The organism is Ralstonia sp. RL (genome assembly GCF_001683835.1).
Taxonomy (GTDB): domain Bacteria; phylum Pseudomonadota; class Gammaproteobacteria; order Burkholderiales; family Burkholderiaceae; genus Ralstonia; species Ralstonia mannitolilytica.
Map to the genome: position 1 here is coordinate 29,716 of NZ_LWRX01000001.1, position 24,217 is coordinate 53,932.

Annotated in this window: 22 protein-coding genes; 13 read left to right on the top strand and 9 right to left on the bottom strand. The window is 68.4% G+C overall.

Annotated features, from left to right (window positions below; all coding sequences use genetic code 11):
* Positions 1-297 precede the first annotated feature (297 nt).
* Positions 298-3,150, top strand: a complete 2,853-nt coding sequence (locus A6M56_RS00135; protein ID WP_286757560.1) for a DUF4118 domain-containing protein — start codon at positions 298-300, stop codon at positions 3,148-3,150.
* A gap of 33 nt (positions 3,151-3,183) precedes the next feature.
* Positions 3,184-3,879 carry a two-component system response regulator KdpE gene (gene kdpE / locus A6M56_RS00140; protein WP_045219919.1) on the top strand — a complete coding sequence of 232 codons (696 nt, stop codon included), beginning with the start codon at positions 3,184-3,186 and terminating at the stop codon, positions 3,877-3,879.
* Positions 3,880-3,902: 23 nt separating this feature from the next.
* Here the strand turns inward: kdpE and A6M56_RS00145 are convergent, their stop codons facing one another.
* The 3 genes from A6M56_RS00145 to A6M56_RS00155 all read right to left on the bottom strand — a co-directional run bounded on the left by A6M56_RS00145 (position 3,903) and on the right by A6M56_RS00155 (position 5,790).
* Entirely contained in the window at positions 3,903-4,343 is a 441-nt protein-coding gene (locus A6M56_RS00145; protein ID WP_045219921.1) for a universal stress protein, read from the bottom strand.
* A gap of 123 nt (positions 4,344-4,466) precedes the next feature.
* The gene (locus tag A6M56_RS00150) at positions 4,467-5,336 is read right to left on the bottom strand and encodes an AraC family transcriptional regulator (protein ID WP_102078966.1); all 870 of its coding nucleotides are present in this window, start codon (positions 5,334-5,336) and stop codon (positions 4,467-4,469) included.
* Positions 5,337-5,424: 88 nt separating this feature from the next.
* Positions 5,425-5,790 carry a hypothetical protein gene (locus tag A6M56_RS00155; protein WP_045220483.1) on the bottom strand — a complete coding sequence of 122 codons (366 nt, stop codon included), beginning with the start codon at positions 5,788-5,790 and terminating at the stop codon, positions 5,425-5,427.
* Between the two features lie 693 nt (positions 5,791-6,483).
* Between A6M56_RS00155 and A6M56_RS00160 the strand changes: the two genes are divergently transcribed.
* The 4 genes from A6M56_RS00160 (at position 6,484) to A6M56_RS00175 (ending at position 11,243) form a co-directional block, all read left to right on the top strand.
* Positions 6,484-9,237 carry a sensor domain-containing protein gene (locus A6M56_RS00160; RefSeq protein WP_102078965.1) on the top strand — a complete coding sequence of 918 codons (2,754 nt, stop codon included), beginning with the start codon at positions 6,484-6,486 and terminating at the stop codon, positions 9,235-9,237.
* A 107-nt stretch (positions 9,238-9,344) separates the two neighbouring features.
* Positions 9,345-9,848, top strand: a complete 504-nt coding sequence (locus tag A6M56_RS00165) for a DUF6622 family protein (RefSeq protein WP_045219928.1) — start codon at positions 9,345-9,347, stop codon at positions 9,846-9,848.
* Between the two features lie 78 nt (positions 9,849-9,926).
* Positions 9,927-10,736, top strand: a complete 810-nt coding sequence (locus tag A6M56_RS00170) for a TOBE domain-containing protein (RefSeq protein WP_045219930.1) — start codon at positions 9,927-9,929, stop codon at positions 10,734-10,736.
* Positions 10,737-10,742: 6 nt separating this feature from the next.
* Complete coding sequence (locus A6M56_RS00175; protein ID WP_045219932.1) at positions 10,743-11,243, top strand: flavodoxin family protein; 501 nt, start codon at positions 10,743-10,745, stop codon at positions 11,241-11,243.
* On the opposite strand, the gene A6M56_RS00180 is transcribed toward A6M56_RS00175, so the two are convergent.
* Together A6M56_RS00180 and modB are read right to left on the bottom strand one after the other, a co-directional pair.
* Positions 11,240-11,989: an ABC transporter ATP-binding protein gene (locus A6M56_RS00180; RefSeq protein WP_102078964.1), complete on the bottom strand. Its 750-nt coding sequence runs from the start codon at positions 11,987-11,989 to the stop codon at positions 11,240-11,242. The genes A6M56_RS00175 and A6M56_RS00180 overlap by 4 nt on opposite strands.
* Complete coding sequence (modB, locus tag A6M56_RS00185; protein ID WP_045219937.1) at positions 11,986-12,672, bottom strand: molybdate ABC transporter permease subunit; 687 nt, start codon at positions 12,670-12,672, stop codon at positions 11,986-11,988. Before modB ends, A6M56_RS00180 begins: the two co-directional genes overlap by 4 nt.
* A 518-nt stretch (positions 12,673-13,190) precedes the next feature.
* Here modB and A6M56_RS00190 point away from each other — a divergent pair.
* Complete coding sequence (locus A6M56_RS00190; protein WP_286757561.1) at positions 13,191-14,195, top strand: helix-turn-helix transcriptional regulator; 1,005 nt, start codon at positions 13,191-13,193, stop codon at positions 14,193-14,195.
* 25 nt (positions 14,196-14,220) lie between these two features.
* Here A6M56_RS00190 and A6M56_RS00195 read toward each other — a convergent pair whose 3' ends face one another.
* Genes A6M56_RS00195 through A6M56_RS00210 form a run of 4 tightly spaced genes read right to left on the bottom strand, consistent with a single transcriptional unit; the run spans position 14,221 to position 17,630 of the window.
* The gene (locus A6M56_RS00195) at positions 14,221-14,988 is read right to left on the bottom strand and encodes a lytic transglycosylase domain-containing protein (protein ID WP_045219942.1); all 768 of its coding nucleotides are present in this window, start codon (positions 14,986-14,988) and stop codon (positions 14,221-14,223) included.
* 10 nt (positions 14,989-14,998) lie between these two features.
* On the bottom strand, positions 14,999-15,658 hold the full coding sequence (gene sctR / locus A6M56_RS00200) for a type III secretion system export apparatus subunit SctR (RefSeq protein ID WP_062739603.1): 660 nt from the start codon (positions 15,656-15,658) through the stop codon (positions 14,999-15,001).
* A 50-nt stretch (positions 15,659-15,708) separates the two neighbouring features.
* Complete coding sequence (locus tag A6M56_RS00205) at positions 15,709-16,788, bottom strand: FliM/FliN family flagellar motor switch protein (RefSeq protein WP_102078962.1); 1,080 nt, start codon at positions 16,786-16,788, stop codon at positions 15,709-15,711.
* Positions 16,785-17,630 carry a helix-turn-helix transcriptional regulator gene (locus A6M56_RS00210; protein WP_145997130.1) on the bottom strand — a complete coding sequence of 282 codons (846 nt, stop codon included), beginning with the start codon at positions 17,628-17,630 and terminating at the stop codon, positions 16,785-16,787. The genes A6M56_RS00205 and A6M56_RS00210 overlap by 4 nt, the downstream gene beginning before the upstream one ends.
* 286 nt (positions 17,631-17,916) lie before the next feature.
* Between A6M56_RS00210 and A6M56_RS00215 the strand changes: the two genes are divergently transcribed.
* From A6M56_RS00215 to A6M56_RS00240, 6 genes are all read left to right on the top strand, one after another.
* Positions 17,917-19,872, top strand: coding sequence for an FHIPEP family type III secretion protein (locus tag A6M56_RS00215; RefSeq protein ID WP_257983962.1), 1,956 nt, complete (start codon positions 17,917-17,919; stop codon positions 19,870-19,872).
* A 32-nt stretch (positions 19,873-19,904) separates the two neighbouring features.
* On the top strand, positions 19,905-20,180 hold the full coding sequence (gene sctS / locus A6M56_RS00220; RefSeq protein ID WP_045220490.1) for a type III secretion system export apparatus subunit SctS: 276 nt from the start codon (positions 19,905-19,907) through the stop codon (positions 20,178-20,180).
* Between the two features lie 51 nt (positions 20,181-20,231).
* Positions 20,232-22,109, top strand: coding sequence for a type III secretion system outer membrane ring subunit SctC (gene sctC / locus A6M56_RS00225; RefSeq protein ID WP_373271724.1), 1,878 nt, complete (start codon positions 20,232-20,234; stop codon positions 22,107-22,109).
* On the top strand, positions 22,072-23,265 hold the full coding sequence (locus A6M56_RS00230) for an FHA domain-containing protein (RefSeq protein WP_102078958.1): 1,194 nt from the start codon (positions 22,072-22,074) through the stop codon (positions 23,263-23,265). Before sctC ends, A6M56_RS00230 begins: the two co-directional genes overlap by 38 nt.
* 97 nt (positions 23,266-23,362) lie before the next feature.
* Positions 23,363-23,566, top strand: coding sequence for a hypothetical protein (locus A6M56_RS00235; RefSeq protein WP_045219950.1), 204 nt, complete (start codon positions 23,363-23,365; stop codon positions 23,564-23,566).
* A gap of 59 nt (positions 23,567-23,625) precedes the next feature.
* Entirely contained in the window at positions 23,626-24,216 is a 591-nt protein-coding gene (locus A6M56_RS00240) for a hypothetical protein (RefSeq protein ID WP_052698641.1), read from the top strand.
* Position 24,217 lies beyond the last annotated feature (1 nt).

Genomic DNA, 24,217 nt, shown 5'->3' on the forward strand with positions numbered 1-24,217 from the left:
GAACTCGGCATGCGCAGTTTTTTTCTCCGCTGGCGGAGATTGAAACTCAACACGCAGGCCTTGTTGCTCAGAAGACCAAGACCGCAGCTCGGCGTGCGAGGCCGTTTGCTCGGTGTGGCCCGTGCAGCGTGGAGCCCGCCGGGCCGCCTGCATCGCGCCATTCCGCCCCGCCGATTTTTACGCCGTTTTTACACCACCTTCTCTAAGCTCCCCACCACCGCCACACCCCATGCCTCGGCCACCACAAGCCCATGGCACAATCCGCAACACCCGCCACAACGGGCCACCCCGCCCACCATGCCTGACGCCACCCCCCGCGATTTCGCGCCGCGCCCCGACCCCGATGCCCTGTTGCAACGCGTGCAAGAAGCGGGCGCACGTGCTGCCATGGGCAAGCTGCGCGTCTACTTTGGCGCGTCGGCGGGCGTGGGCAAGACGTTTGCCATGCTGACCGCCGCGCGGGCGGTGCGCGCGCAGGGGGTGGACGTGGTGCTGGGCGTGGTCGAAACCCACGGCCGGGCTGAGACCGAAGCCCTTATCGACGGCATCGAACGGCTGCCGATGAAGGACGTGCCCTACCGCGAGCGCGTGCTCAGGGAATTCGACCTCGATGGCGCCCTGGCGCGCCGGCCCGCGCTGATCCTGGTGGACGAACTCGCGCATTCCAACGCGCCCGGCAGCCGCCATCCCAAGCGCTGGCAAGACATCCAGGAGCTGCAGGCGGCCGGCATCGACGTGTGGACGACGGTCAACGTGCAGCACCTCGACAGCCTGAACGAGGCGGTGGGCGGCATCACCGGCATCCGCGTGTGGGAGACCGTGCCGGACACGGTGTTCGATGGGGCGGACGAGGTCATCCTCGTCGATCTGCCCGCCGATGAACTGCTGCGCCGGCTGCACGAAGGCAAGGTCTATCTGCCGGAACAGGCCCGGCACGCCGCCCGCAACTTCTTCCGCAAGGGCAACCTGATCGCGCTGCGTGAACTGGCGCTGCGCCGCACGGCGGACCGCGTGGACAACGATGTGCGGGCGTGGCGCACGCAGGAATCCGTGCAGCCGGTGTGGCGCACGCGCGAGGCGGTGCTGGCCTGCATTGGCAGCGGCGACGACGCCGAGCAGGTCGTGCGCAGTGCGCGCCGTCTGGCGGGGCAGCTCGATTGCGACTGGCATGTCGTAACCATCGCCACGCCGCGTCTGGCGCCGCCGTCCGACGCCGCACAGGCGCGCCTGCAGGCGGCGATGCGGCTGGCCGAACAGCTCGGCGCGCGCACCGAGGCATTGGCCGGCAGCGACATGGTGCAGGCCGTGGTGGCCTACGTGCGCCGGCACAATCTCACCAAGGTGGTGCTGGGCCGCGCGCCGGCGGATTGGCGCCGTGGCGGTGCTTCGTGGCCGGCGCGCGGCCGGGCGCTGCTGGCGCTTGCGTTGTCGCCGTTCCTGGGCGCGCAGGGGTGTTTGTTCGGGCGACGCAGCTTTGCCGATGCGCTGGCCGCCGGCTGCCCGGAGATCGACGTGATCCGCGTGGCGGCAGACACCACGCGCGTCGACGTCAAACCGCGCCACGACAGCGGCCGCGCCGATGCCGATGCCGCTGGCACCGACGGTGCACGTCGAAAAGACTACGCTTGGGCCGCCATCTGGTGCGCCGGCGCGACGGCGCTGTCGGCGCTCACGCGGCCGTGGTTCGATCTCGTCAACATCGCCATGCTGTTCCTGGCGGCCGTGGTGGGTGTGGCGTTGCGACACGGGCGCGGGCCCGCGGCGTTTGCCTCGGTGCTGGCGGTGGCGGCCTTCGACTTTTTCTTCGTGCCGCCGCGCTTCTCGTTTGCCGTGAGCGACGTGCAGTACCTCGTGACGTTCGTGGTGCTGCTGGCGGTGGGGTTGGTGATCGGCCAGTTGACCGCCGGCCTGCGCGAGCAGGCGCACCTGGCGGTCGCGCGCGAGACGGAGGCGCGCACGCTCTACGAGCTGGCACGCGAGCTGTCCGCCGCGCTCATGAACGAGCAGATCGTGGCGATCGGCAGCCGCTTCCTGCGTGCCGCGTTCGATGCCAATGCGGCGTTCTTCTTTGTCTGCGCAGAGGGGCGCCTGTTGCCGCCGGTATCCGAGACCGGCGAGCGCAGCGTGACCGAGCACGGCGATGCGGTGGACCGCGTACTGGCGCAATGGGTGTTCGACCACGGCCAGCCGGCCGGCACCGGCACCGATACCTTGCCTGGCAGCTCCGTCCTGTATCTGCCGCTCAAGGCGCCGATGCAGGTGCGCGGCGTGCTGGCGGTGGAGCCCCGCACATGGCGCGCGTTTGCCCAGCCGGCCGTGCGCCGGCAGGTGGACGCGTTCTGCACGCTCATCGCGATTGCGGTCGAGCGGCTGCACTATGTGGACGTGGCGCAGCAGGCGTTGCTGCAGATGGAATCCGAGCGGTTGCGCAGTTCGTTGCTGGCGGCGGTGTCGCATGATTTGCGCACGCCGCTCACCAGCCTCATCGGCATGGCGGAAACGCTGCAGCGCAGCCATCCACCGCTGGCGCCGCCGGTGGCCGACACCGTGCAGGCAATGCGCGAGCAGGCACAGCGCATGCATACCATGGTGATCAACCTGCTCGACATGGCGCGCCTGCAAAGCCGCGATGTCGCCATGCGCAAGGAATGGCAGTCGGTCGAGGAAATCGTGGGCGGGGCGCTGGCCGCCATGCGCGGCGCGCTGGCGCAGCATCGCGTGGTGGTGGCGAACCTGTCTGCGCTGCCGCTGCTGGAATGCGACGCCGTGCTGATGGAGCGTGTCGTCTGCAACCTGCTGGAGAACGCCGCGAAGTACACGCCCGCCGGCACGGAAATCCGCATTGGCGCGCAGGTGCACGGCGATGAACTGCGCCTGACGGTGGAAGACGATGGCCCCGGCGTGCCGCCCGGCAAGGAACGGCGGATCTTCGAGAAGTTCACGCGCGGCGAGCGCGAGTCGGCGTTGGCTGGTGTGGGGCTGGGGCTGGCGGTATGCGAGGCCATCGTGCAAGCGCATGGCGGGCGGATCTGGGTGGAAACCGCGCAGCGCGCCGATGGGGCCAGCGCCCGGGCGGGCGCACGCTTCGTGGTGGCGCTGCCGCGCGGCAATCCGCCCCGGATCGAGCCTGAGACGGCCGAGCTGGCCTAGGCATCAAGCAAGTACGTAAGAGAGGCGGCACACATGCCATTCGAGTTTTCGCCCACGGTGCTGATCGTTGAAGACGAGCCCCATATCCGCCGGTTCGTGCGCACCACGCTGGAAGCCGAGGGCTGCACCGTGCACGAGGCGGAAACGCTCAAGCGCGGGCTGATCGAGGCCGGCACGCGCAAGCCCGATCTCGTCATCCTCGATCTCGGCTTGCCCGATGGCGACGGCGTGACGCTGATCCGCGAAGTGCGCACGTGGACGGAGGTGCCGGTGCTGGTGCTCTCGGCCCGCGCCGATGAAGGCGACAAGATCGTCGCGCTCGATGCCGGTGCCGACGACTACCTCACCAAGCCGTTTGGCGTGGGCGAACTGGTTGCGCGCCTGCGCGTGCTGCTGCGCCGGCACGCCAAGGCCAATGCGCAGGGCACGTCGCAACTGGCGTTCGGCGATGTGGTGGTCGACCTCGCCAACCGGCTCGTCACGCGCGCCGGCCAGACCGTGCACCTGACGCCCATCGAATACCGCCTGCTGGCCGTGCTGCTCGCCAACCGGGGCAAGGTGATGACGCACCGCGAACTGCTGCGCCAGGTGTGGGGCCCTTCGCAGGCGCAGAGCAGCCAGTACCTGCGCGTCTACATGGGGCACTTGCGGCAGAAGCTCGAAGCCGACCCGGCGCAGCCCGTGCACCTGCTCACGGAGACGGGCGTGGGCTACCGCTTTGCCGGCTAGCCGCCCGCCCACGTCACACGCATTCAGCGATACACCACCACCGGCACGTGCGCATAGGTGAGCACCTTGCGCGTCTCGTTGCCGATCAGCAGGCGGCCCATCAGGCTGCGGTGCCCGTGCGAGGCCATGAAGATGACGTCGCACCCATGCCGCTTTGCCGCGTCGAGAATGCCGAGGTAGGGCTCGGGAAACTGCGACACGTCGGTGTCGAAGTCGATGCCTTCTTCACGGGCACGCTCGGCGATGCGCTCGATGCAATCCTTGGCGTAGCCCTGCACCTGTTCCATGTAGTGCGCGTGCGGGCATTCCCCCACGCCGGCCGAGTAGGCCATGTTGGGAAATTCTTCGATGCACGTGTAGGCGGTGAGCCGGCAGCCCGTGGCGCGCGCGAGCTTGAGGGCACCGTCGATGGCCTTGCGGCATTGCTCGGAGCCGTCGGTCGGCAGGAGGATATGGGCAAACATGGCGGTCTCCATGGGGAACCCATGTTCACGTTACTGCGCCCGTGCGGGCGCCTCTATCGTGGAAAACGCTAGGGGCTGCGACGTCCCGCCAATCCTGCGTGTGCGGGCCCCACGGCGGGCTGCCTATCGGCCCTGCCAGGCCTGCCGATAGCGTGACGGCGATGCACCCAGTTGCATGGAGAAGCGCCGGCTGAAATGGCTCGCGCTGGCAAAGCCGCAGCGCTCGGCAATGGTTGCCAGCGGCAGGGCGGTCGTGCGCAGCAGTGTCTGCGCGCGGGTCATGCGCTGCTGCATCACCCAGTCATGCGGCGCCGCCCCGAACGACGCGCGGAACATCCGCGCGAAATGAAAGGCCGACAGGTTGGCCTCCGCCGCAAGCTCACCGAGCGAGGGCGCCAGATGCAGTTCGGCCTCGATGCGGGCGGCAAGGCGGCGACACACGTGCGGCGCAAGCCCGCCGCGCACGGCAAGCGCGCGTGTGCGGCCCTGCGTCTGCACCAGGTACGACAGCGTGTCGTTGGCCAGCGCGTTGGCGCGCATGCGGTCGTCGAGGTCGGTCCAGTCGAGTTGGGCGATGCGGGCGCAGGCCTGTGCGAGGTGCACGTCTTCGATGAAGGTGCGGTCGTGCAGGGTGAACAGGCGCGGCTCGGCGTCGAGCAGGCGGACGGCGTGCCCGGCCAGCGCCTCGGGCGCGAAATACAGATGGACGAAGCGCATGGGCTGTTCGATCACCCATGCCGACTCATGCTCGGCCGGCAGCATGCACACGCGCCCCGGCGCACCAAAGAGGTTGGGCAGGTCCTGCCGGTGCGTGGTGTAGCCGCCTTGCAGATAGACCGACAGCGTGTGGTGCCCCGGCTGCGTGTAGCGCGCCTCGTCGTGTTCGTTGCGCCAGATGGCGGCGGTCACGCCATCGCCCAGGTTGGCGACACGTTCCAGCGAGGCGCGCGAGCCGCGTGCGAGCGTGCCGAAGACGCTGGCGTCTGCGGTCATGCGTGGGTCTGGCGAGGCGGGGGTGGGAGCAAGGTGCACGCGGCGATGTTACCAACGATCACGCCGCCGCGCGGAAGCCAGAGCGGCGCTACCTCGGCTTGCCCGCGCCCGGCACGGGGATGGCCACGGCGTCGGAATGGCTGCACGCCATGGTGACGCCGGCCTTGTCCACGTCGACCAGCACGGCGCCGGGCTTGTCGGCGGTGCTCGGTGTGCCGGCAAGGCTGCCCGACAGGCGCTGCATGATGGCCTGGCAGGTCGGCGGCTTGCCCTTGGCGGACGTTGCGGACGGCGCAGCCGGCACACTGGCGGACGATGCCGCCGGCGGGGTTGGGGCAGCGTGCGCGCGCGGCAGGGCCACGAGCGCGGCCAGCACCGCCACGGCAATCAGCAGCCGCACGGGCGGGCGCAACGCCACGGGCGAGGAACGGGATGGGCGGGACAGAGATGGCATGACGGTCAAGACACGGGCATCCAATGCGCCTGCGGGATCACGGGCAGGCGGGCTCTCATGCAGTAACGGCACATGGGCGCGGAACTTGACGCGGCAATCTGCCTCATCGGTCACGTGGGCGCGCGTTTGCCGCGGCAAGATGCGAGGTCCACGCAACATAATCGGCCGGTGCGGAACATTCTCGGCGCCGCGTTGATCCACCCAATATGCCGGGGAGATTTTCTCGACGTTGTCGGCATCGCCAGACGGGCCAGCAACAAGGCCCGCACGTGCGGACGGGACCAGCAGCACAGGGGTTCGAGCAGTGACAGGAAAATGGGTCAACCGAAAATAAAAATGGGACGGGATACCCCGTCTTTTCCTCCCTTTGTTTTTTGGAGCGGCACACTATGATTCAAAACATGGAGGCGATGCGGTGCCACGACGCGCCGCTCGCTTCATGGGTCGGTTCTCCTCTCTGGAACAGATCGACACGGTCCAGAGATTTCAACCCGCGCCTCGTCAACTGAGCGCGGGTTTTTCTTTGGTTGCGCCAATGTGGGCGGTGCAGCCACACGCGTGTCATGGGTATCACGCGACACTCTTCAGTTTTTGGCCAGCGCGCCGTTGTGGATAGGGTCGAGGCGCCGGCCTTGTGCTTGCCGTGTCTTTCGTGATTCCGTTGCTGTCGTTGCCAGAACCATCGCAATTTCCATGACCCGTTTCCTGCCGGCCGATGCCGGGGCCCCTGCTGATGATGCCGCACCCGGCCCCGGGGCCGCGCCGCATCGGGAAGCGGCCGCCGTTGCGGCAGGCGCGCGAAGCCGGGCCGATACCGATTTCGATGCGCTGGCGCGGCTGTCGTCCGATGCCGTGCTGCTGACGGTGGACGGGCGTGTCGTGCGCGCGAACCCGGCTGCCGCCCGCCTGATGGGGGCGCAGGATCCCGTGCAGCTCGTGGGCGCCCAGGTGGCGGCGTTGATCCACCCCGACGACGTTGCCCAGACGATCCCACGCCTGGCCGGCATGGTGAGCCGCAGTGCGCCCGCCCAGCCGGTGGAGCATCGCCTGGTGCGCGCCGATTACACCCACGTGCTGGTCGCCAGCGAGGCGGCCGCCTGCGAGCACGAAGGCCAGCCCGCCGTCATGCTCGTGCTCCGGGAAGCCGTGTCCCGGCATGCGCTGGAGCGGCACGCCGTGCAGGCCCGTGCCGAGGCGCTGCAGGCGCGCCGCCTGCTTGCCTCCGAGAACGCCGTGCTCGCCCAACTCGCCTCCAACGCAACGCTGTCGAGCGTGCTGCGCCATCTGTGCCTGTACGTCGAACAGGTTTATCCGAATGCCATGGCGGCCGTGCTCCTGCTCGATGCCGAGACGACGACGCTGCGCGTGGCTGCGGCCCCCACGCTGCCCGCGGCCTATGCGGCCACGCTCGAGAATACCCCCGTCGGCCCCGAGGCCGGCGCGTGCGGCTGCGCCGCCTACCTCGGCGACACGGTCCTCATCGACAACATCGCCGCCGACCCGCGCTGGCAACACGAGCGCACGGCGGCGCTGGCGGCCGGCTTTGCCGCGGCGTGGGCCTTGCCCATTCGATCGTCGCGCGGCGACAAGCTGGGCGTGCTGGCGTTGTTCTATCGACAGCCGTGCCTGCCGGTGGAAGAAGAGCAGCATTTCCTGGACGACGTCACCCACCTGGCCGGCGTCGCCATTCAGAAAGACAGCATCGAGCGGGGCCTTGCCGAAAGCGAGGAGCGCTACCGGCTGGCCATCTCGAACCTGCATGAAGGCGTGGTGATCCAGTCGCTGGACGGGGTGGTGCTGGCCGCCAACGCCAGTGCGGAGCGCATCCTGCGCGTGCGTCCGGGGCAACTCGTCGGCCGCAACCGGCTCGATGCGATCCAGCGCGTCATGGACGAAGACGGCAACGACGTCGAGCCGACCATGATGCCGTCGGCGCAGGTTCTGCGCAGCGGCGAGCCGATGCTGGGCCACGTCTACGGCGTGCTGCTCAAAACGGGTGAGCTGGTGTGGCTGCGCCAGAATGTCATCCCGATCCGCCGGCATGGCGATCCGCTGCCCAGCAGCGTGATGCTGTCGTTTGCCGACATTACCGACATCAAGCGCGCGGAACAGCGCCTGCGCCACCTGGCCGCGCACGATGCGCTCACGGGCCTGACCAACCGCAGCTTCTTCATCAGCCACCTCGAAGGCGCCATCGAACGCGCGCGCGACGAGAGCCGCGAACTGGCGCTGTTCTTTCTCGACCTGGACCGCTTCAAGAGCGTGAACGACACCGCCGGCCATGCCTGCGGCGACACGCTGCTGCAGAGCGCCGCTGCCCGGCTGACCGACTGCATCGGCCCCGGCGACGTGATCGCCCGCCTGGGGGGGGACGAGTTCGTCATCCTCATCGACCAGCGTGTCGAAGGCAAACGCATCGCATTGCTGGCCGAACGGCTCCTGCAGGCCATGCGCGAGCCGTTCGACACCGTCAACGGGCGCTATTACCTGGGTGTGTCGATCGGCGTGGCGCTGTATCCGCATGACGGCATCTCGGGCTCCGACCTGCTGCGCTCGGCCGACGCCGCCATGTACCGCGCCAAGCAGAACGGCCGCAACCGCGCGCAGTTCTACACGGCGGAGCTCAATGCGCGGCTGCAGCGCCGCTACCTGCTCGAAAACGCGCTGCGCGACGCGCGCGACAATAACGAGCTGCAGCTTGTCTATCAACCGAAGTACGACCTCGCCAGCCACCGCATCGTGGGGGCGGAGGCGCTGCTGCGCTGGAACAGCGCCAAGCTTGGGGCGATCTCGCCGGTGGAGTTCATTCCGGTGGCGGAGGAGACCGGCCTTATCGTGCCGATCGGCGAATGGGTGCTGCGCCGCGCGTGCGAGCAGGCCGTGATCTGGTACGAGGCGCTCGGCTACGACTTCCGCATGGCGGTCAACCTGTCGGCGCGCCAGTTCCAGGCGGGCGAGGTCGTGCCGATGATCGAGCAGACGCTGGCCGACACCGGCCTGCCGCCCACCGCGCTCGAAGTCGAGATTACGGAAAGCCTGCTGATGGGCGGCGCCGACGAGATCCGACCGATGTTCGACGCCCTCACGGCGCAGGGCATCCGCATCTCCATCGACGATTTCGGCACGGGGTACTCGTCGCTGTCGTACCTGCAGCGCTTCCCGATCAGCAACGTGAAGATCGACCGGTCGTTCATCACCGGCATTCCGGGCGACCCCGATTCGGTGGCACTGACGGAGGCCATCGTCGCCATGGCGCGGGCGCTGGGCATGACCGTCACGGCCGAAGGCGTGGAAGATGCCGACCAGGTGGAGTTTCTCGCCAAGGCGGGGTGCCAGGAGATCCAGGGCTACTACATCGGCAAGCCCGTCACGGCCGAGGGCTTTGACCGGCTGCTGCGGGCGCACCTGTCGGTGGTGGATGCCGGCGTGCGGGCTGCGCTGGGCTGATCCGGGGCTTCGACCATTCGCGGCCGGCTTTCTGCCGTTTGTCGCAAACCGCTCCCGCGTGCGCGGGCCGGCACCTAAGCTGGCGTCATTCCAACACGGAGACTGCCATGCCCGGATCCATCGCTTCGATCGTGTCGCATACGCCCGCCTGGGTGTTCGTGCTGTTTGCCGGCCTCATCGCCATCGGCCTGCGCCAGACGCAGCCGCGCGTTGTGTCGCGCCGCCGCCTGATCGTCCTGCCGCTGCTGATTGCCGCGTATTCGTTCTACGGCGTGGCGACGGCAAGCCACGGCAGCCCGCTTGCGCTCACGATGTGGGTGGTGGCGGTCTTGATGGCATGTCTGCTCACGTATCTGTCGCCGCCCGACGGCGCGGTGTCTGAGATGCCCGGCACCGTGCGCGTGCCCGGCAGCTGGGTGCCGATGGTGGTGATTGTCGGGCTCTTCGCCACCCGCTATGCCTACAACGTGATGCTCGCGATGCACCCGGAGGTTTCCCACTCAGGCAATTTCATGGCGGCGTTCAGTGCGCTGTTCGGCTTCCTGGGCGGGCTGCTGCTCTCGCGCTCGGTGCTGCTGCACGTGCGTACGCCGCGTCTGGTGGCTGCCTGAGACCTGCGCCGCCGCCGATCGGCCCGCAATCGGCGCTAACATCCGCATGTTGCAAATCGCGATTCCCTACGAGACGACATGCTGGAACTCGACGGCACCATCTGGCTGCGCGCCGGTGACAACAACTGGGGCGGCCACGGCCGCATCGCCTTGCTCGATGCCATCGGGCAGACGGGCTCGATTACCGCGGCGGCCAAGGCGGTGGGCCTGTCGTACAAGGCTGCGTGGGATGCCATCGACACGATGAACAACCTCGCCGGCGAGCCGCTCGTCGTGCGCACCACCGGCGGCAAGGGCGGCGGCGGCAGTGTGCTGACACCGCGCGCGCTGCGGTTGATCGAGAGCTTCCGTGTGCTCGAGACCGAGCACCGCCGCTTTGTCGAACGCCTGGATGCCGCTGCACACGCCGCCAGCGAAGATGCGACGCTGCTGCGCCGCCTCATGTTGCGCACGAGTGCACGCAATGCGCTGTTCGGCACGGTGGCGTCCGTCGTGTCGGGCGCGGTCAACGATGTGGTCACGCTGCGCCTGCCGGGCGGCCAGGCGGTCGTGGCGACCATCACGCAGGAAAGCACGCAGACACTGGGGCTCGCGCCCGGCGTGCAGGCTGTCGCGCTCATCAAGGCGCCGGCCGTGATGCTGCTGCGCGCGTCCGGCGAGTGGCGCGTCTCCGCCGAGAACCAGCTGCCGTGTGTCGTCACGGAGATCCGCGAGGGCGCGGTGCAGTCGGAAGTGCGGCTGCGCTTGCAGGATGCAGGCGCTGCGTCGGCGCAGACCGTGCTGGTGGCGATGCTCTCGCGCACGGCCGTCGAAACGCTGGCGCTGGCCGAGGGCGTGGAAACCGTGGCGGTGTTCGAGGCGTCGAGCGTGATGCTGGGGCTGGGGTAGGCCGCCATGGCTGCGCCCAGGACCCTGTTGATCGTCTACCACTCGATGACGGGCGGCACGCGCCAGATGGCCGAAGCCGCCCAGGCCGGCGCCGAGGCGGACGGCAGCGTGGCGGTGCGGCTGCTGCACGCGGCGCAGGCCGGCCCCGACGACGTGCTCGGCGCAGACGGCTATCTCTTTGGGACGCCGGAGAATCTCGCCTCCATCAGCGGACAGCTCAAGGATTTCTTCGACCGCTGCTATTACCCCGCGCTGGACCGCATCAATGGCCGCCCGTATGCGTGCCTGGTCTGTGCCGGCAGCGACGGGCAGAACGCGGTGCGGCAGATCGAACGCATTGCCACCGGCTGGCGGCTCAAGCGCGTGGCTGAACCGATCGTGGTCTGCACACGCGCGCAGACGCCCGAGGCGATCCTGGCGCCCAAACACCTCGCGGCGGACGAGCTTGAGCGCTGCCGTGCGCTCGGCGAGGCGATGTCGGCGGGGCTGGCGCTGGGCGTGTTCTAGACCGGGCCGCCGGCCACCACCGTCAGATGCGGATACGGTGAGACAGGCGGCGCACCCGGCGCGCGCACCGCATCGGCCACGACACGGCCGTCGCGCAGCTCGAACACATGGTCGCCAAAGATCTCCACATCGGCGGGGTCGTGCGTGATCATCAGCATGGGCACGTCCAGCCGGGCCTGCAGCGCGGACAGCTCCGAGCGCATGCGGGTGCGCAGGGCCGGATCCAGCGCCGCGAACGGCTCGTCGAGCAGCAGCATCGAAGGCTCGGCGATGAGCGCACGGGCCAATGCCACGCGCTGACGCTGGCCGCCGGAGATCTGCGACGGGTAATTGGCGGCCACGGCGCTCAGCTCGAAGGCGTCGATCCACTGCAGCACGCGCGGGTCCCGTGTGCGGCGGGGCGGATTGAACCATCCGCGCTGCAGCCCGAACGCGATGTTCTGCGCCACCGTCAGATGATTGAAGAGCGCGTAATCCTGGAACAGATAGCCGACGCCGCGGTCCCGCGCGCTGACATGCACCCCGTCTGCATGGTCGAACAGCGTGCGGCCGTTGAGCACGATGCGGCCGCGATCGGGCGTCATCAGGCCCGCGATGGCGCGCAACGTCAGGCTCTTCCCGGCGCCGGACGGGCCGTACAGCACCACGCGGCGGCTCACCGAGCGCACGGCCACGTCGAGCGAGAACACGCGCGCCGCGCTGGCCAGTGTCTTCTGTATCGCGAGGTCGAGCATGACGGCGCTCATGCCGGCTGCTCCTGCAGGCCCGGCGCGCGACCCTGCAGCAGGCGGCTCGCCACGACCAGCACCACGATACACGTCAGCGAGACGATCAGCACCAGCGTGTTGGCGGTGGCGTCGTCACCGGCCTGCACGGCTTCGTAGATGGCGACGGACAGCGTCTGCGTGCGGCCCGGCAGGTTGCCGGCAATCATGAGCGTGGCGCCAAACTCGCCCAATGCGCGGGCAAAGGCCAGCAGCACGCCGGCGGCGATCCCGCGCGCAGCCATCGGCAGCGTGACGCGAAAGAACACGGCCGCGTCGGGCAGGCCCAGCACGCGGGCTGCGTTTTCCAGCTGGTGATCCACGCCTTCGAATGCGGCGCGCGCCGATTTCATGACCAGCGGAAACGCCACCACCGTCGCCGCGATCACCGCCCCCTGCCACGTAAAGACGAGCTGGACGCCAAGGCTGTCGAGCCATCCGCCGATCGTGCCGCGCCGGCCCAGCAGCACCAGCAGGTAATAGCCGAGCACCGTGGGCGGCAGCACCAGCGGCAGCGTCAGGATGGAATCGACGACATCGCGCAGCCGGCTGCGCGTGCGCGCCAGTGCGTAGGCCGCGGCCACGCCGAGGATGAGGTTCAGGGCAGTAGCCCAGCCGGCCACCTTGAGGGAGAGCAGCAGAGGCGTCCAGATGGAGTCAGACATGGGCGCAGCGCGACGAAGGCGGCATCGGCCGGCAGGGGGACCCTGTTGCCTCGTTGGCGCCTCGCGACAGATTGGGTGAATGACACGCAATATAGAGTTGGATATAACGCCAGGTCAATCCTGACACCGTGATGCCCGGCATGCCGCCCAGCGCATGGCGCCACCTCGCACCGCGCGGTGGCAGGGGTGTCGTTCGCTGCATCGCGACATAAGCCCCTTCGATGGTAGGGCACTAAAAAGTTTTGTTGGACAATGTTGCCGCCGCTTTGCAACAATGCGCCAAAACGTAGGCCGGACGTCGCTTTTCACGATCCGCGCCCGGCGGTGCAGACGGGTCACCGCACAGCATGAGTCATCCCCCGGGGGGGAAACAGCCTTGGCCACGACCGGCGAAGATCGGGCGGCCGAGCAGGTGTTTCCAACATGACCGGAGGACGGCAATGGCCGCCGCACATCGCTCAGATGGTTTGCAGGCAGTACGTTTTCCCCGCGCCGAAGAGCTGGCGCCCCTGCTGGACATGCGCACCACGCTCCAGGACGCGGATGGCGCGCAGGCCCGCGTCTGCGCCCACCCGGGCGCTTCCGTCCGGATCGACCTCGACGCATTCCCCGCCCACGAGCGCACCGCGCCCCGACCTGGGCACGCCGATCCGCTCACTTCCCGTGTTGCTGCCGACGACGCCGCCAACGGCGACCGCTTCTTCGTGCCGTTGCCGCCTGGCACCGAGGTTGTGCCGGTGGACGAACACGCGCTGACGTTCGACCCGGCACCGGCGCAGCCCGGCCGCCTGCGCCTGGCTGCAGAACTGCAGGCGGCGCGCGGCGTGGCCGAACGCGCGCGCATCGTGTCGGGGCTGATGGGGCTGATGGGCTTTGCCTCGCTCACCTACGCCCTGACCGAGCGGCATGAGAACGCGCCGCCCACGGTGGCCATGCTCAAGAACTACGTGGCGCCGCGCTTCATGCAGCGCTATTGCGAGGAGCGCCTGTTTGCCGTCGATCCGCGCCTCTCGGCGGTGTTCGCGACCGGCATGCCGCTCGTGTGGGACCTGGCCTCGCTGGCGCGCAGCCAGCCGCGCATGGAGCCCGCGCTGCGCACGCTTCTGCAGGCAATGGACGAGCATGGCTTGCGCAGCGGCGTGATGTTCAGCCTCGGCGCGGGCGACGGCACGGGCCACGCGGTGGTCAGTCTCACCTCGTCGCATGCGGGGCGTGACTGGATCAGCGACAGCGTGATCGGGCAATCCATCCTGTTTGGCATGGCGCTGCACCAAGTCTGGCGCGGGCCGATGCAAACGTTCGCGCGCCACACGCGGCAGTGCAGCGAAGAGGCACCGCTGTCGGCCATGCAGCGGCGCATCCTCACGTGCCTGGCCGCGGGCATGAGCGACAAGGAAATCGCCATCAAGCTGCACACCACCGCGCACAACGTGGATTACCACCTGCGCCTGGTCCGCCGCCGCTATGGCGCCACGAATCGCGCGCAGCTGGCCTATATCGCGGGCCGCCTCAACCTGATTTGAACGGCGCCGCTGCCGCGCGAGGTGTTCAACGCGGCAGGGCCACGCAGCGCAGGCACGCGCTGCCATCGGCCCGGTTGCACGCAACGATCATGACCTGCCGCGCATTTTGCCCGGTGCAGGCGCTGCCCGACAGCACGTTCGGCTGCGTAGCGGCCCGTGCGGCGCGAGCGGGCCGGGGTGCCGGGCCATTGCCACCGGCCGGCACCACCGGAATCGGCTCCACGCGGCCTGCGCCGGCCTCCGGCGCGAGGGCTGGTACCTGCCCCGCGTTGGCAACCACTTTCTGCACATAGCCGTGGCGGAAGCCGGTTTCGAAATTGCCGCTGTAGTAGCACGACAGTGCGGCGCGCAGGGCCTGCTGCGGATCGCCGTAGCGCGGCAGCGAGCGCGCAAAGCACTCGGCGAGGATGGTGCCGCCGGCGCGCAGGTTGCGGCACGCGTCGAACGCGGTGTCGAGCGTCTCGCCAAAGCGCGCGAGGTTGTAGCGGTTGACCTGCCCGAGCCCGACGCTGAAGTTGTAGCCCTGCCGCTCGAGCGCACGCGCCGTGGCCAACGCTTCTTCCAGTGTGGCCGGTTGGCGCACCAGCCGGCCCCCCACCACGCCAATCGCATACGGGTTGTAGGCCGATTCCGTGCGCACGAGGGCTTCCAGCGTGAGGCGGTCGACGTGGGGCGCGCACGTCGCGGCCAGCTTGGCGAACGACTGCGCATCGATCCGCGGGCCGGCCATCGCGGGTGGGGCTGCTGCGCCGGCAAATACGATGGCACACACGAGCAACGCGGTTACGCGCATGGTCGCCCCCTCATCGATAAGACAGCACGAGCCCGTGCACCAGCACCGACCACCCGTCGAGCATCACGAACAGCAGCAGCTTGAAAGGCACCGAGATGGTGGTCGGCGCGATCATCTGCATGCCCAGCGCCAGCAGCAGGTTGGCGACGATCAGGTCCACCACCACGAAGACGATGTACAGGACGAAGCCGACCTGGAACGCCTTGATCAGCTCGGTGAGCGTGAAGCTCGGCACCAGCACGGTCAGGTCATCGTTCTTGAGTTCGGCCGCACGCTCCTTGGGCCAGATGCTGGTGGCCGACTTGACGAAGAAGTTGCGCTCCGACTCCAGCGTGTGGGCCTGCAGGAACTTCTTCACCGGCGGCTGTGCGGCATCGAGGATGGCGATCACGTCGTCCACGCTCATCTGGCTGCTGAGGTTGAAGTTGCGACCGCGCAGGTTGTCGACCATCTCCATGCCGACGGGCGCCATGATGAACACCGTCAGGATCAGCGCGATGCCGTTGAGCACGATGTTGGGCGGCACCTGCTGGATGCCCAGCGCCGAGCGCAGCAGGCCGAACACGACGACGAGCTTGGTATAGCTCGTGACCATGAGCGCGGCAAAGGGCGCGATCCCCAGTGCCGCCACCACGGCAATCATCGCGACGGGATTGGGCAGGTTTCCCATGGGCGTGTCGAGTGTTGTGGATGCGTTGTTCTGGTCGGCGGGGCGCTGGCTCAACCCTGCGCCGTTGAAGGTTGCCCGATGAAGCGCGAGACCCGCACGCCCAGGCGGTTGCCGACCGCAATCAGATGGCCTTCGCCCACCGGCGTGCCGTTGGCGAGGATGCGGATGACGGCCTGGTTCAGCGGCTGCGACAGCTCCATCACCGTGCCGGGCCGCAGTGCACGCAGCTCGGCCAGCGACACACGCCGCTCTTCCAGCTCGAACGTGGTGACCAGTTCGATGTCGTCGAGGCTGTCGGTCGGGAGCGGTCGGGCCGCGGGCTCCCCGGCAGAGGCGGCGGCTGGGGTTTCGGTGGTCATCGGTTTCTCCTCCACGTTATCCACGACGATGCGGTTGCCATGCACGTGGCCGAACACGAGCAGGTGCAATCGGCCCCGCACGCGCGCCACGCAGCGCAGCGCGTCGCCGGCGGGCAGCCATTTCTCGATGCGCACGATGTCGCCCAGCGCAATGCCGGCCAGATCGCGGCGCGACAGGAAGGTGGCGCCCAGTTCGAAGCGCAAGCCGACCTGCGTGCCCATGAAGACCGCCACCGGGATGGGCTCCGGCGCCAGGTCGGGCGGGCACAGCGCGGGCAGGATCTGCGGCGAATCGAACACCAGCCCGACGCGCGCCTGCCATGGCGTGGTGCCGTCCTCGGCCGGGGCGGCATCACGGCGGGTGATGACGAGCTGCAGCACGTCCGGCCGTTCAAGCCGCACGTCGGGCGGTGCGCGATCGGGCAGCCATGCGAGGGCGCGCCCGCTGCGCTGCTCGACCAAGTGGGCGAGCGCGGCCAGCGCATCGGCCAGTACGGCGCAGCGCAGCGCTTGCGGCACGTGCGCGTCCGCCGCGTCTGCCAGCCACGCGCGCTCAGCGGCGGCGTCCACCAGCAGCCAGCCCGGCGCGTCGCCCAGCGTGAAGCGGTACGCCTGTGCCATGGTTTGCACCGCGTGGGCTTCGCAGCGCGCTTCGTAGGCGAGTCCACCCACGGCAAACGGCAACGCCGCACGCGCCAGGTAGAGGCGCGAAAGCGCGCGCGCCAGCGCGGCATCGACGGCCGAGAGCATGCGCGCGTCCAGTGTGTTCATGTCATGAGCACGCGGCCGGCCATGTAGGCAAGCTGCACGCGGTTCTGCGCGCCATACTTCTTCTTGAGCTGGCGCAGGTGATAGTCGACGTTGTGCGGCGACATGTTCAGCTGCTCGGCAATCGCCTTGTCCGACAGGCCGCTGGTGATGAACTCCAGAATCTGCCGCTGCACCTGCGTGAGGGCGCGGGCGTGCGTGTCGTCGTGCAGCGGCTTGGCGTGCTGCATGAGGAATTCGTGCAACCCAAGCCCCACGGCATACGCCTGGCCGACCACGTTGTCGGCAATCCAGCCCTTGGCGTTGTTACCGGAGCCGAAGCAGATGACGCTGTGCTCGAGGCTGCGCGGGCTCAGCACACCAAAGCTGATGCCGCTGCGCAGGCCGGCGCGCTCGGCATCCTGCAGCAGGCGGTGCAGACGCTCGGCATCGGCCGGTGCGGTGGGCGTGGCGCCCAGGTCGGTGAGGTCCCACACCAGCGGCCATTCGTAGCGCAGTGCGAAGGCCAGGCGCGGGTCGACTTCGTAATAGCGCTCGTCTACGTAGCGCTTGGGCCAGCTGGGCGGGGAATATGCGCGGAAGTACAGCACGCGCGTAATCGATTCACCGATGCGCGTCACGCGGTAGTAGCACAGCCAGTCGAAGCCGATGCTGCGCAGCGCGGCGCGCAGCAGCAACTGACGTTCCTGCGGGCCATGCGCGGTGCGCAGGTCATGCGCGGTTTCCGAGAAGGCCTCGGGATGCGATGGGCCGACGCGGATGGCATCCGGGTCCACCACGATGTGTTCTTCGCCAAACAGGATTGGCGCGCGGGCATCGCCGGCACCCACATTGGAAGCAGTCAACCGTCGCCCCTCGCGTGGCACATGGATGCAGTTAATGTAGTGGCACGCATGCGTTGCGATGAACTACAGAAAAACGTAGTCGCCCCCGGAACTTCGTGGGAGTTTGGCTGCACGACTACGAGTTTCAGCGTTGAGCCGGGTTGCCTCCCACTTCTACACTTTCCGCAAGGGAAAGCGGACGCAGCCGCGTCTGCCATCTACGAAGAATCGTGGGCCGACGGCCCGAAGGCGCCCCATGGCAAAGCCTCGGAATCTTGCTGCAGCGTTGGACATTCCGCTCACCGGCATGCGCTGGGCGCGGCTGGTGAACTACGACATCGCCATCGCCGTGTTCGTGGTGGCGGTGGTGGCGCTGTTCGTGCTGCCGCTGCCGACCGTTGTGCTCGACGGGCTGATCTCGCTCAACCTGGCGGCCAGCATCGTGCTGCTGTGCGTGTCGATCTATCTGCCGTCGGCGCTGGCGTTCTCGTCGTTTCCGGCGGTGCTGCTGTTCACGACGCTGTTCCGCCTGTCGCTGAACATCGCCTCGTGCAAGCTGATCCTGCTGCAGGCCAATGCAGGCCACGTGATCGACACCTTCGGCAAGCTGGTGGTGGGCAACAACTTCGTGGTGGGCGGCGTGGTGTTCCTCGTGATTGCGGTGGTGCAGTTCATCGTGATCGCGAAGGGCTCTGAGCGTGTGGCGGAAGTCGGTGCGCGGTTCTCGCTCGACGCGATGCCCGGCAAGCAGATGAGCATCGATGCGGACCTGCGCGCCGGCATCATCACGTCGGATGAGGCCAAGCGCCGCCGCGAGGCGCTGGAGCAGGAGTCGCAGCTGCACGGCGCGATGGATGGCGCGATGAAATTCGTCAAGGGCGACGCCATTGCCGGCATCATCATCGCCGTCATCAACATCCTGGCCGGCATTGCCGTGGGCGCGTTGATGCACGGCATGTCGATCGGCGACGCGCTGCACCGGTACGCGATCCTGACGGTGGGCGATGGCATGGCCTCGCAGATTCCGTCGCTGCTGGTGTCGATTGCCGCCGGCATCGTCACCACCCGGGTGGCCACGCGCGACCGCGATGCGCGGCACCTCGGCCAGCAGATCGGTGCGCAGATCACGGCCCACCCGCGCGGCATGCTGATGGCCAGCGGCGTGCTGCTCGCATTCCTGCTGGTGCCCGGCTTTCCCAAGTGGTCGTTCCTGCTGCTGGCCGTGGGCACGGCCGGGGCGGCGTTCCTGCGCATGCGGCAGCGCCGGCAAGCGCCGCCGCTGGATTTATTGGTGCTGGGCACCGATACGCGACAGCTGGACGAGCCCGGAACCGGCTCGCCCATGGAAGGCATTGCGGCGCCCATTGCCGTGCGTCTGGCCGAAGACCTGCGGGGCGAAATCGACCTCGTTGCATTGCAGACGCGCCTGGCGGAGGCCAAATCGCGCGTGCAGCGCAAGCTCGGCGCCGTGTTTCCGCGCGTGCAGCTGAACTGGGATGCCGCTCTGCCGGCCCGCGGCTACGCGCTGCTCGTGCAGGACGTGCCGGCCGCCGAGGGGACGCTGCCCGGGCGCGATGCCATCCCTGCCAGCGCGCTGCCCGGCGAAGCGCGCCTGGCCGCCGAGGTGGAGACGCTCATCGAGCGCAACGCCGCGTCGCTCATCGGCATCCAGGAGACGCAGAACCTCATCCAGATCATGCGTCGCGAGCACGGCGAGCTGGTGGCGGAACTCACGCGCCTGGTGCCGCCGCAGCGCATTACCGAAGTCCTGCGCCGGCTGGTGCAGGAGGGCGTGTCGATCCGCAACCTGCGCGCCATTTTCGAGAGCCTGATCACGTGGTCGCCCAAGGAGCCCGAAGACGTGATCGGCCTGGTGGAACTCGTGCGCGTGGATCTGCACCGCCAGATCACCGAGCAGTTCTGCGGCACCAGCCGCGTGCTGGACGTGGTGCTGTTCGAGCAGTCGCTGCAGGAGCGCATCGAGCAGGCCGTCGTGCACACCAAGCAGGGCAGCGTGCTGAGCCTCACGCGCGACGTCAAGCAGGCGATCACCGACCAGGTGGTGAAGATCCTCGGCGGCACGCGGCCGCTGGAGAAGGACCGCAACGGCCGCCCGCTCGCGGTGATGGTCTCGCTCAACTGCCGGCGCTATGTGAAGACGATGCTGCAGCCCGTGTTTGGCGATCTGCCGGTGCTGTCGTACCAGGAGATCGACGAGGCCATCGAGCTCAACACCGTCGGCTGGGTCACCAACCCGGCCTGACCACGCAGGGCGAAGGAGACAAGCGGATGAACATGAGCGCCACCCTTCTCGAAGCCACACGCCAGGGGCTGCTGCTGGTGCTGCTGGTGTCCTTGCCGGTGGTGGCGGTAGCGACGGTGTCGGCGTTGCTGATTGCCATCGCACAGGCCGTGACGCAGATCCAGGACCAGAGCATCGGGCTTTCGGTGCGGCTGATCGCGGTGATGGTCACCATCGTGGTGCTGGCGGGCTGGGGTGGGCGCGAGGTGCTGCGTTTTGCCCGCATGGCACTGGAGCAGGTGTTTTACGGCGGTGCGGCGCCGTTCTGAGCCCAGAGAGAGCGCGCCGATGAACAACAACATATCCGAGCGAGAACACGCGTGAACAAACGCTATCGATTCCTGAGGTGGAGTGCGTCGGCGGTGTGCCTGTGGCTGCTGACGACCGCCGCTGTGGTGCAGGCGGCCGAGCTGCGCTGGCGCAACCGGTCGTACACGCTGGTGGCCGAGGGCAAGAAGGTGAGCGACTTCATCCGCGAGCTGGCCGCCTCGCAAGGCGTGACGGCCGTGGTGGACCCCAAGGTGGAAGGCACCATCAGCGGCAAGTTCTCTGGCCCGCCGGCCAACACGCTCAATACCGTGTGCGCCACCTACGGGCTGACGTGGTACTACGACGGCTCGCTCATCTATGTGGACCGCGCCGATGATGCGCAAACGCAGGTCTTCCCGATCCCGAAGGGCAGCGGCCCCGAGCTCGCGCAGATCCTGCGCGCCATGCAGATCACGGACCAGCGCTTTCCGCTGGTGGTGAGCGACAGGGAGAACACCGTCTACGCCTCGGGCCCGAAGCGCTACGTGGAGCTCGTGCGCCAGGCCATTGCATCGATTGCAGACCCGTCGCGCGGCATGGACCGCGCGGAAATCCGCGCGTTTCCGCTCAAGTACGCCTGGGCGGGCGACGTGGAGATCAACCGTTCCGGCAAGCCGGTGACGATCCCCGGCATCGCGACCATGCTGCGCCGCCTGCTCGGCGCCCCCAACCCGGGTGCCAGCAGCCCGGGCACGTCGCCCACGCGCGCGATGCGACTGACGGGGCCGACGCGGCAGATGAAGCTCAGCTCCGGTGACAGCATCAATGTCCCGCGCATCGAGATTCCGCTGGCCGGCGCGCAAGGCGACTCCGGTTATGGAGCACAAGCCCCGGCACCGGCAAGCAGCGGCACACCGGCGGACCTCCCCCGCATCGAGGCGGATGCCGGCATCAACGCTGTGCTCATCCGCGACGTGCCCGAGCACATGGCGCAGTACGAGCGGCTGATCGCCTCGCTCGACACCAAGCCGCGGCTGGTGGAGATCAACCTCACGATCATCGACATCAGCACCGATTCGCTCGACAGCCTCGGCGTGGATTGGCGCCTGCACACCAAGCACGGCGATTTCCAGTACGGCAACGGCAACAACCCGCCGCTGACGTTCAACCTCGGCACCACGGAAGAGGGCCAGACCGGCGCCACCACGCCGGTGGGGCTGGCGCTTACGGCATCGATCGGGGGCAGCCTGCGCAACTACCTGCTGGCGCGCATCAACGCACTCACGCAGACCGGCAATGCGCAGCTGCAGGCCAAGCCGAAGGTGCTGGCGCTCGACAACACCGAGGCCATCCTCGAGAACCTCATCCACTTCTACGTGCCCGTGTCGGGCTTCCAGGATGCATCGCTGTACGGCATCACGACGGGCACGAGCGTGAAGGTCACGCCCCTCATCGTCAACGAGGGCGGGCAGATGAGCGTGATGATGTCGATCGACATCGACGACGGCAATCTCACCAACGACCGCGTCTCGCAGCTGCCGGTGGTGCAGGAGCGCTCCATCGTCACCAAGGCGATGATCGAGGAGGGCAAGAGCCTGCTGATTGCCGGCTTCAACTCCGACAGCGTGAACAACACCAAGTCGGGCATTCCGTTCCTGTCGGACGTGCCCTTCATCGGCAACCTGTTCAAGTACACCAACAAGACCGGCCAGCACATGGAGCGCTTCTACCTGCTGACTCCGCGCATCCTCACCGCCGCCAGCACCAGTCCGAACGACGTGCCGGCGGTGTCGATTCCCGGCGTCGGGGTGCCGGTGCAAGGTGCGACCGATTGGAAACCGGGCCCGTCGCCCATCGCTCCGGCGCCTGCCGTGCCGGGCACGCTGCCCACGCCGCCTGTGTCTCGATTGCATGAACCCGACAGCCGTTCCACCCTCGCCGCACGCTGACAAGTCGCCCTGGAAGCTGTGCTTCCTGAGCGGGCCGCTGTACGGCAGATCGATGCCGTTGCGCATGGGCGCCAACGTGGTCGGCGCCGCGCCCACGTGCGACATCATCGTGCCCGACAGCAGCGTCGCGCCGCGCGAGCTGATGTTCGAGGTGGGCGGCATCGCGGTGTCGGCGCGCCGGCTCGACGAGGCGACGCCTACGCTCAACGGCCAGCCGTTCGGGCAGACGCGCCGCAGCGTGGTGCCCGGCGATGTGATTGCCATGGGCGACATCCGCGTCGGCATCGAGAAGGTCGGCACGATCCGCATGCCGACGGCGGCCGTGGAAGGCGCGGGCACCACCGCACTGGCCGAACGCGTGCCGTCGTGGCTGCCGCTGGCTGCCGCGGTGTGGCTGTCGCGCTTCTCGACCCGGGCAGGGCGGGGGCGGACGTGGCTCGTTGCCGGCATCGGGCTGTGGCTGGCGGTGCTGCTGGCCGGCGGCGTGGTGGCGTTTGCGGGGCACGACGGGTGGTCGTTGTGGGGCCGGGATCCGGCAGCGCGTGCGTTGCAGGTGCGGCACGCGCTGGGCGATCTGCCCGAGATCGTGGTGATGCCCGCGCCGGATGGCACGTCCCGCGTGTCTGGCTATGTGCAGACCGAGGCCGACCGCCAGGCGCTGCTGAGCCGCGCGCGCGGGTTGTCTGATGTGTCGATCGGCGAGGTCTACGTGGTGAGCGACCTGCTGGCGGCTGCACAGCAGTACTTCAGCGCGGGGGGCACCAGCGGCACGGCGGGCCTGAACGTCGCGTACGACGGGCACGGCCGCATCGTGGTGAGCGGCACGGCCGACCGCGCGCAGGCGTGGCAGCGCATCCGCAACTACGCGCGCGATGCCAGGCCCGCCGTCGAGATCATCGATCGCGTCGCCTGGGATGGCCCGCCGCCGCCGAACATCGTGGCCGAGACGCCGCGTGCCGACGGCCTGCCCGCGATCGTGAGCACGTATGAGGATGAAGACGGCACGCGCTTCGTGCAGACGCGCGACGGCCAGCTGTATTTCGAGGGCGCCCGGCTCAAGGGCGGCCTCCAGGTGAAGAGCATCGCTTCTGATGGTGTGGTGCTCGACCGCGGCGGGCAATCGGTCACCTGGCCGATCCAGCCGCAAACGCCGTAGCGCCGGCGCTGCCCGGTGTGTCGGCGTGAGCAGTGCGTTGGTATGCAGTTCTTGTTGTCTTTGTGACCCCTTTTTTTTGACCAAGCAGGAGATGACCATGGCAGCTCCCACCACCGGCGTCGATGGCGCCATCAACAGCATCAACCAGTCCGGCGAAGATCAACTGAAGATCGCCACGGCCGTGCAGGCCGCCGCAGCCAAGGGTGCCGCGGCCAGCGGCATCATCGGTGCCGCCCAGTCGCTGAGCAACACGGCGGCTTCGGCCGCCGGTGCCGTCCGCGACGGTGCACGCGCCAGCTGACGATGCAATGCGGCGGCGGGTACGGCCCGCCGCCGTTCCACCGAATACAGGAGGCCACGATGTCCATCGAAACCAATGCGATTGCGGCCGTGGGCGCCGCCCAGGCAAGCCAGGCCGCGCCCGCGCAAGCGAGCAACGCTGCCGGCGGTGCGCAGGCCGCCCATACCAATCCCGCCGCCTATGCCGCGCAGGGGCCGGGGCAGGTCGAGCAGGGCATCGGTGCACCGACAGCGCAGGCGGCAAGCCCTGCCGATGCGCAGCACTTTGGCAGCATGATGCGCGCCGGCGCGCCCACCGCCGTGCAGCCGGGCGCGCTTCCCGCCCAGCCGATCCCCGTGGTGCCGAACGCTACGCCGTCTCCGGTGGCGGACGTATCGTTCACGTTCACGCGCGGGCCAGGCGCCGACGGCGCGATGGGCCAGTGGCGCGACTACGGCCACGACCTCAACGAGCGCTACACCAGCATCAACGCCAAGCGGCAGGAGATGCTCGATTCGCTCGACAGCATGGACGTGACCATGACGATGGTGAAGCTGGCCGACTTCAGCTACTTCGCCTCCATGACGCTGGCCGAGTACCAGATGGACATGAGCTTTGCGCAGGCCGCCAACGGCGTGAGCCACTCGCTGCTGAAGAACCAGGAAGGCTGAC

Coding starts and splice junctions, on each gene's coding strand:
- A6M56_RS00135 (WP_286757560.1), top strand. CDS start 298: ATGCCTGACGCCACCCCCCGCGATTTCGCGCCGCGCCCCGACCCCGAT.
- kdpE (WP_045219919.1), top strand. CDS start 3,184: ATGCCATTCGAGTTTTCGCCCACGGTGCTGATCGTTGAAGACGAGCCC.
- A6M56_RS00145 (WP_045219921.1), bottom strand. CDS start 4,343: ATGTTTGCCCATATCCTCCTGCCGACCGACGGCTCCGAGCAATGCCGC.
- A6M56_RS00150 (WP_102078966.1), bottom strand. CDS start 5,336: ATGACCGCAGACGCCAGCGTCTTCGGCACGCTCGCACGCGGCTCGCGC.
- A6M56_RS00155 (WP_045220483.1), bottom strand. CDS start 5,790: ATGCCATCTCTGTCCCGCCCATCCCGTTCCTCGCCCGTGGCGTTGCGC.
- A6M56_RS00160 (WP_102078965.1), top strand. CDS start 6,484: ATGACCCGTTTCCTGCCGGCCGATGCCGGGGCCCCTGCTGATGATGCC.
- A6M56_RS00165 (WP_045219928.1), top strand. CDS start 9,345: ATGCCCGGATCCATCGCTTCGATCGTGTCGCATACGCCCGCCTGGGTG.
- A6M56_RS00170 (WP_045219930.1), top strand. CDS start 9,927: ATGCTGGAACTCGACGGCACCATCTGGCTGCGCGCCGGTGACAACAAC.
- A6M56_RS00175 (WP_045219932.1), top strand. CDS start 10,743: ATGGCTGCGCCCAGGACCCTGTTGATCGTCTACCACTCGATGACGGGC.
- A6M56_RS00180 (WP_102078964.1), bottom strand. CDS start 11,989: ATGAGCGCCGTCATGCTCGACCTCGCGATACAGAAGACACTGGCCAGC.
- modB (WP_045219937.1), bottom strand. CDS start 12,672: ATGTCTGACTCCATCTGGACGCCTCTGCTGCTCTCCCTCAAGGTGGCC.
- A6M56_RS00190 (WP_286757561.1), top strand. CDS start 13,191: ATGCGCACCACGCTCCAGGACGCGGATGGCGCGCAGGCCCGCGTCTGC.
- A6M56_RS00195 (WP_045219942.1), bottom strand. CDS start 14,988: ATGCGCGTAACCGCGTTGCTCGTGTGTGCCATCGTATTTGCCGGCGCA.
- sctR (WP_062739603.1), bottom strand. CDS start 15,658: ATGGGAAACCTGCCCAATCCCGTCGCGATGATTGCCGTGGTGGCGGCA.
- A6M56_RS00205 (WP_102078962.1), bottom strand. CDS start 16,788: ATGAACACACTGGACGCGCGCATGCTCTCGGCCGTCGATGCCGCGCTG.
- A6M56_RS00215 (WP_257983962.1), top strand. CDS start 17,917: ATGCGCTGGGCGCGGCTGGTGAACTACGACATCGCCATCGCCGTGTTC.
- sctS (WP_045220490.1), top strand. CDS start 19,905: ATGAGCGCCACCCTTCTCGAAGCCACACGCCAGGGGCTGCTGCTGGTG.
- A6M56_RS00230 (WP_102078958.1), top strand. CDS start 22,072: ATGAACCCGACAGCCGTTCCACCCTCGCCGCACGCTGACAAGTCGCCC.
- A6M56_RS00235 (WP_045219950.1), top strand. CDS start 23,363: ATGGCAGCTCCCACCACCGGCGTCGATGGCGCCATCAACAGCATCAAC.
- A6M56_RS00240 (WP_052698641.1), top strand. CDS start 23,626: ATGTCCATCGAAACCAATGCGATTGCGGCCGTGGGCGCCGCCCAGGCA.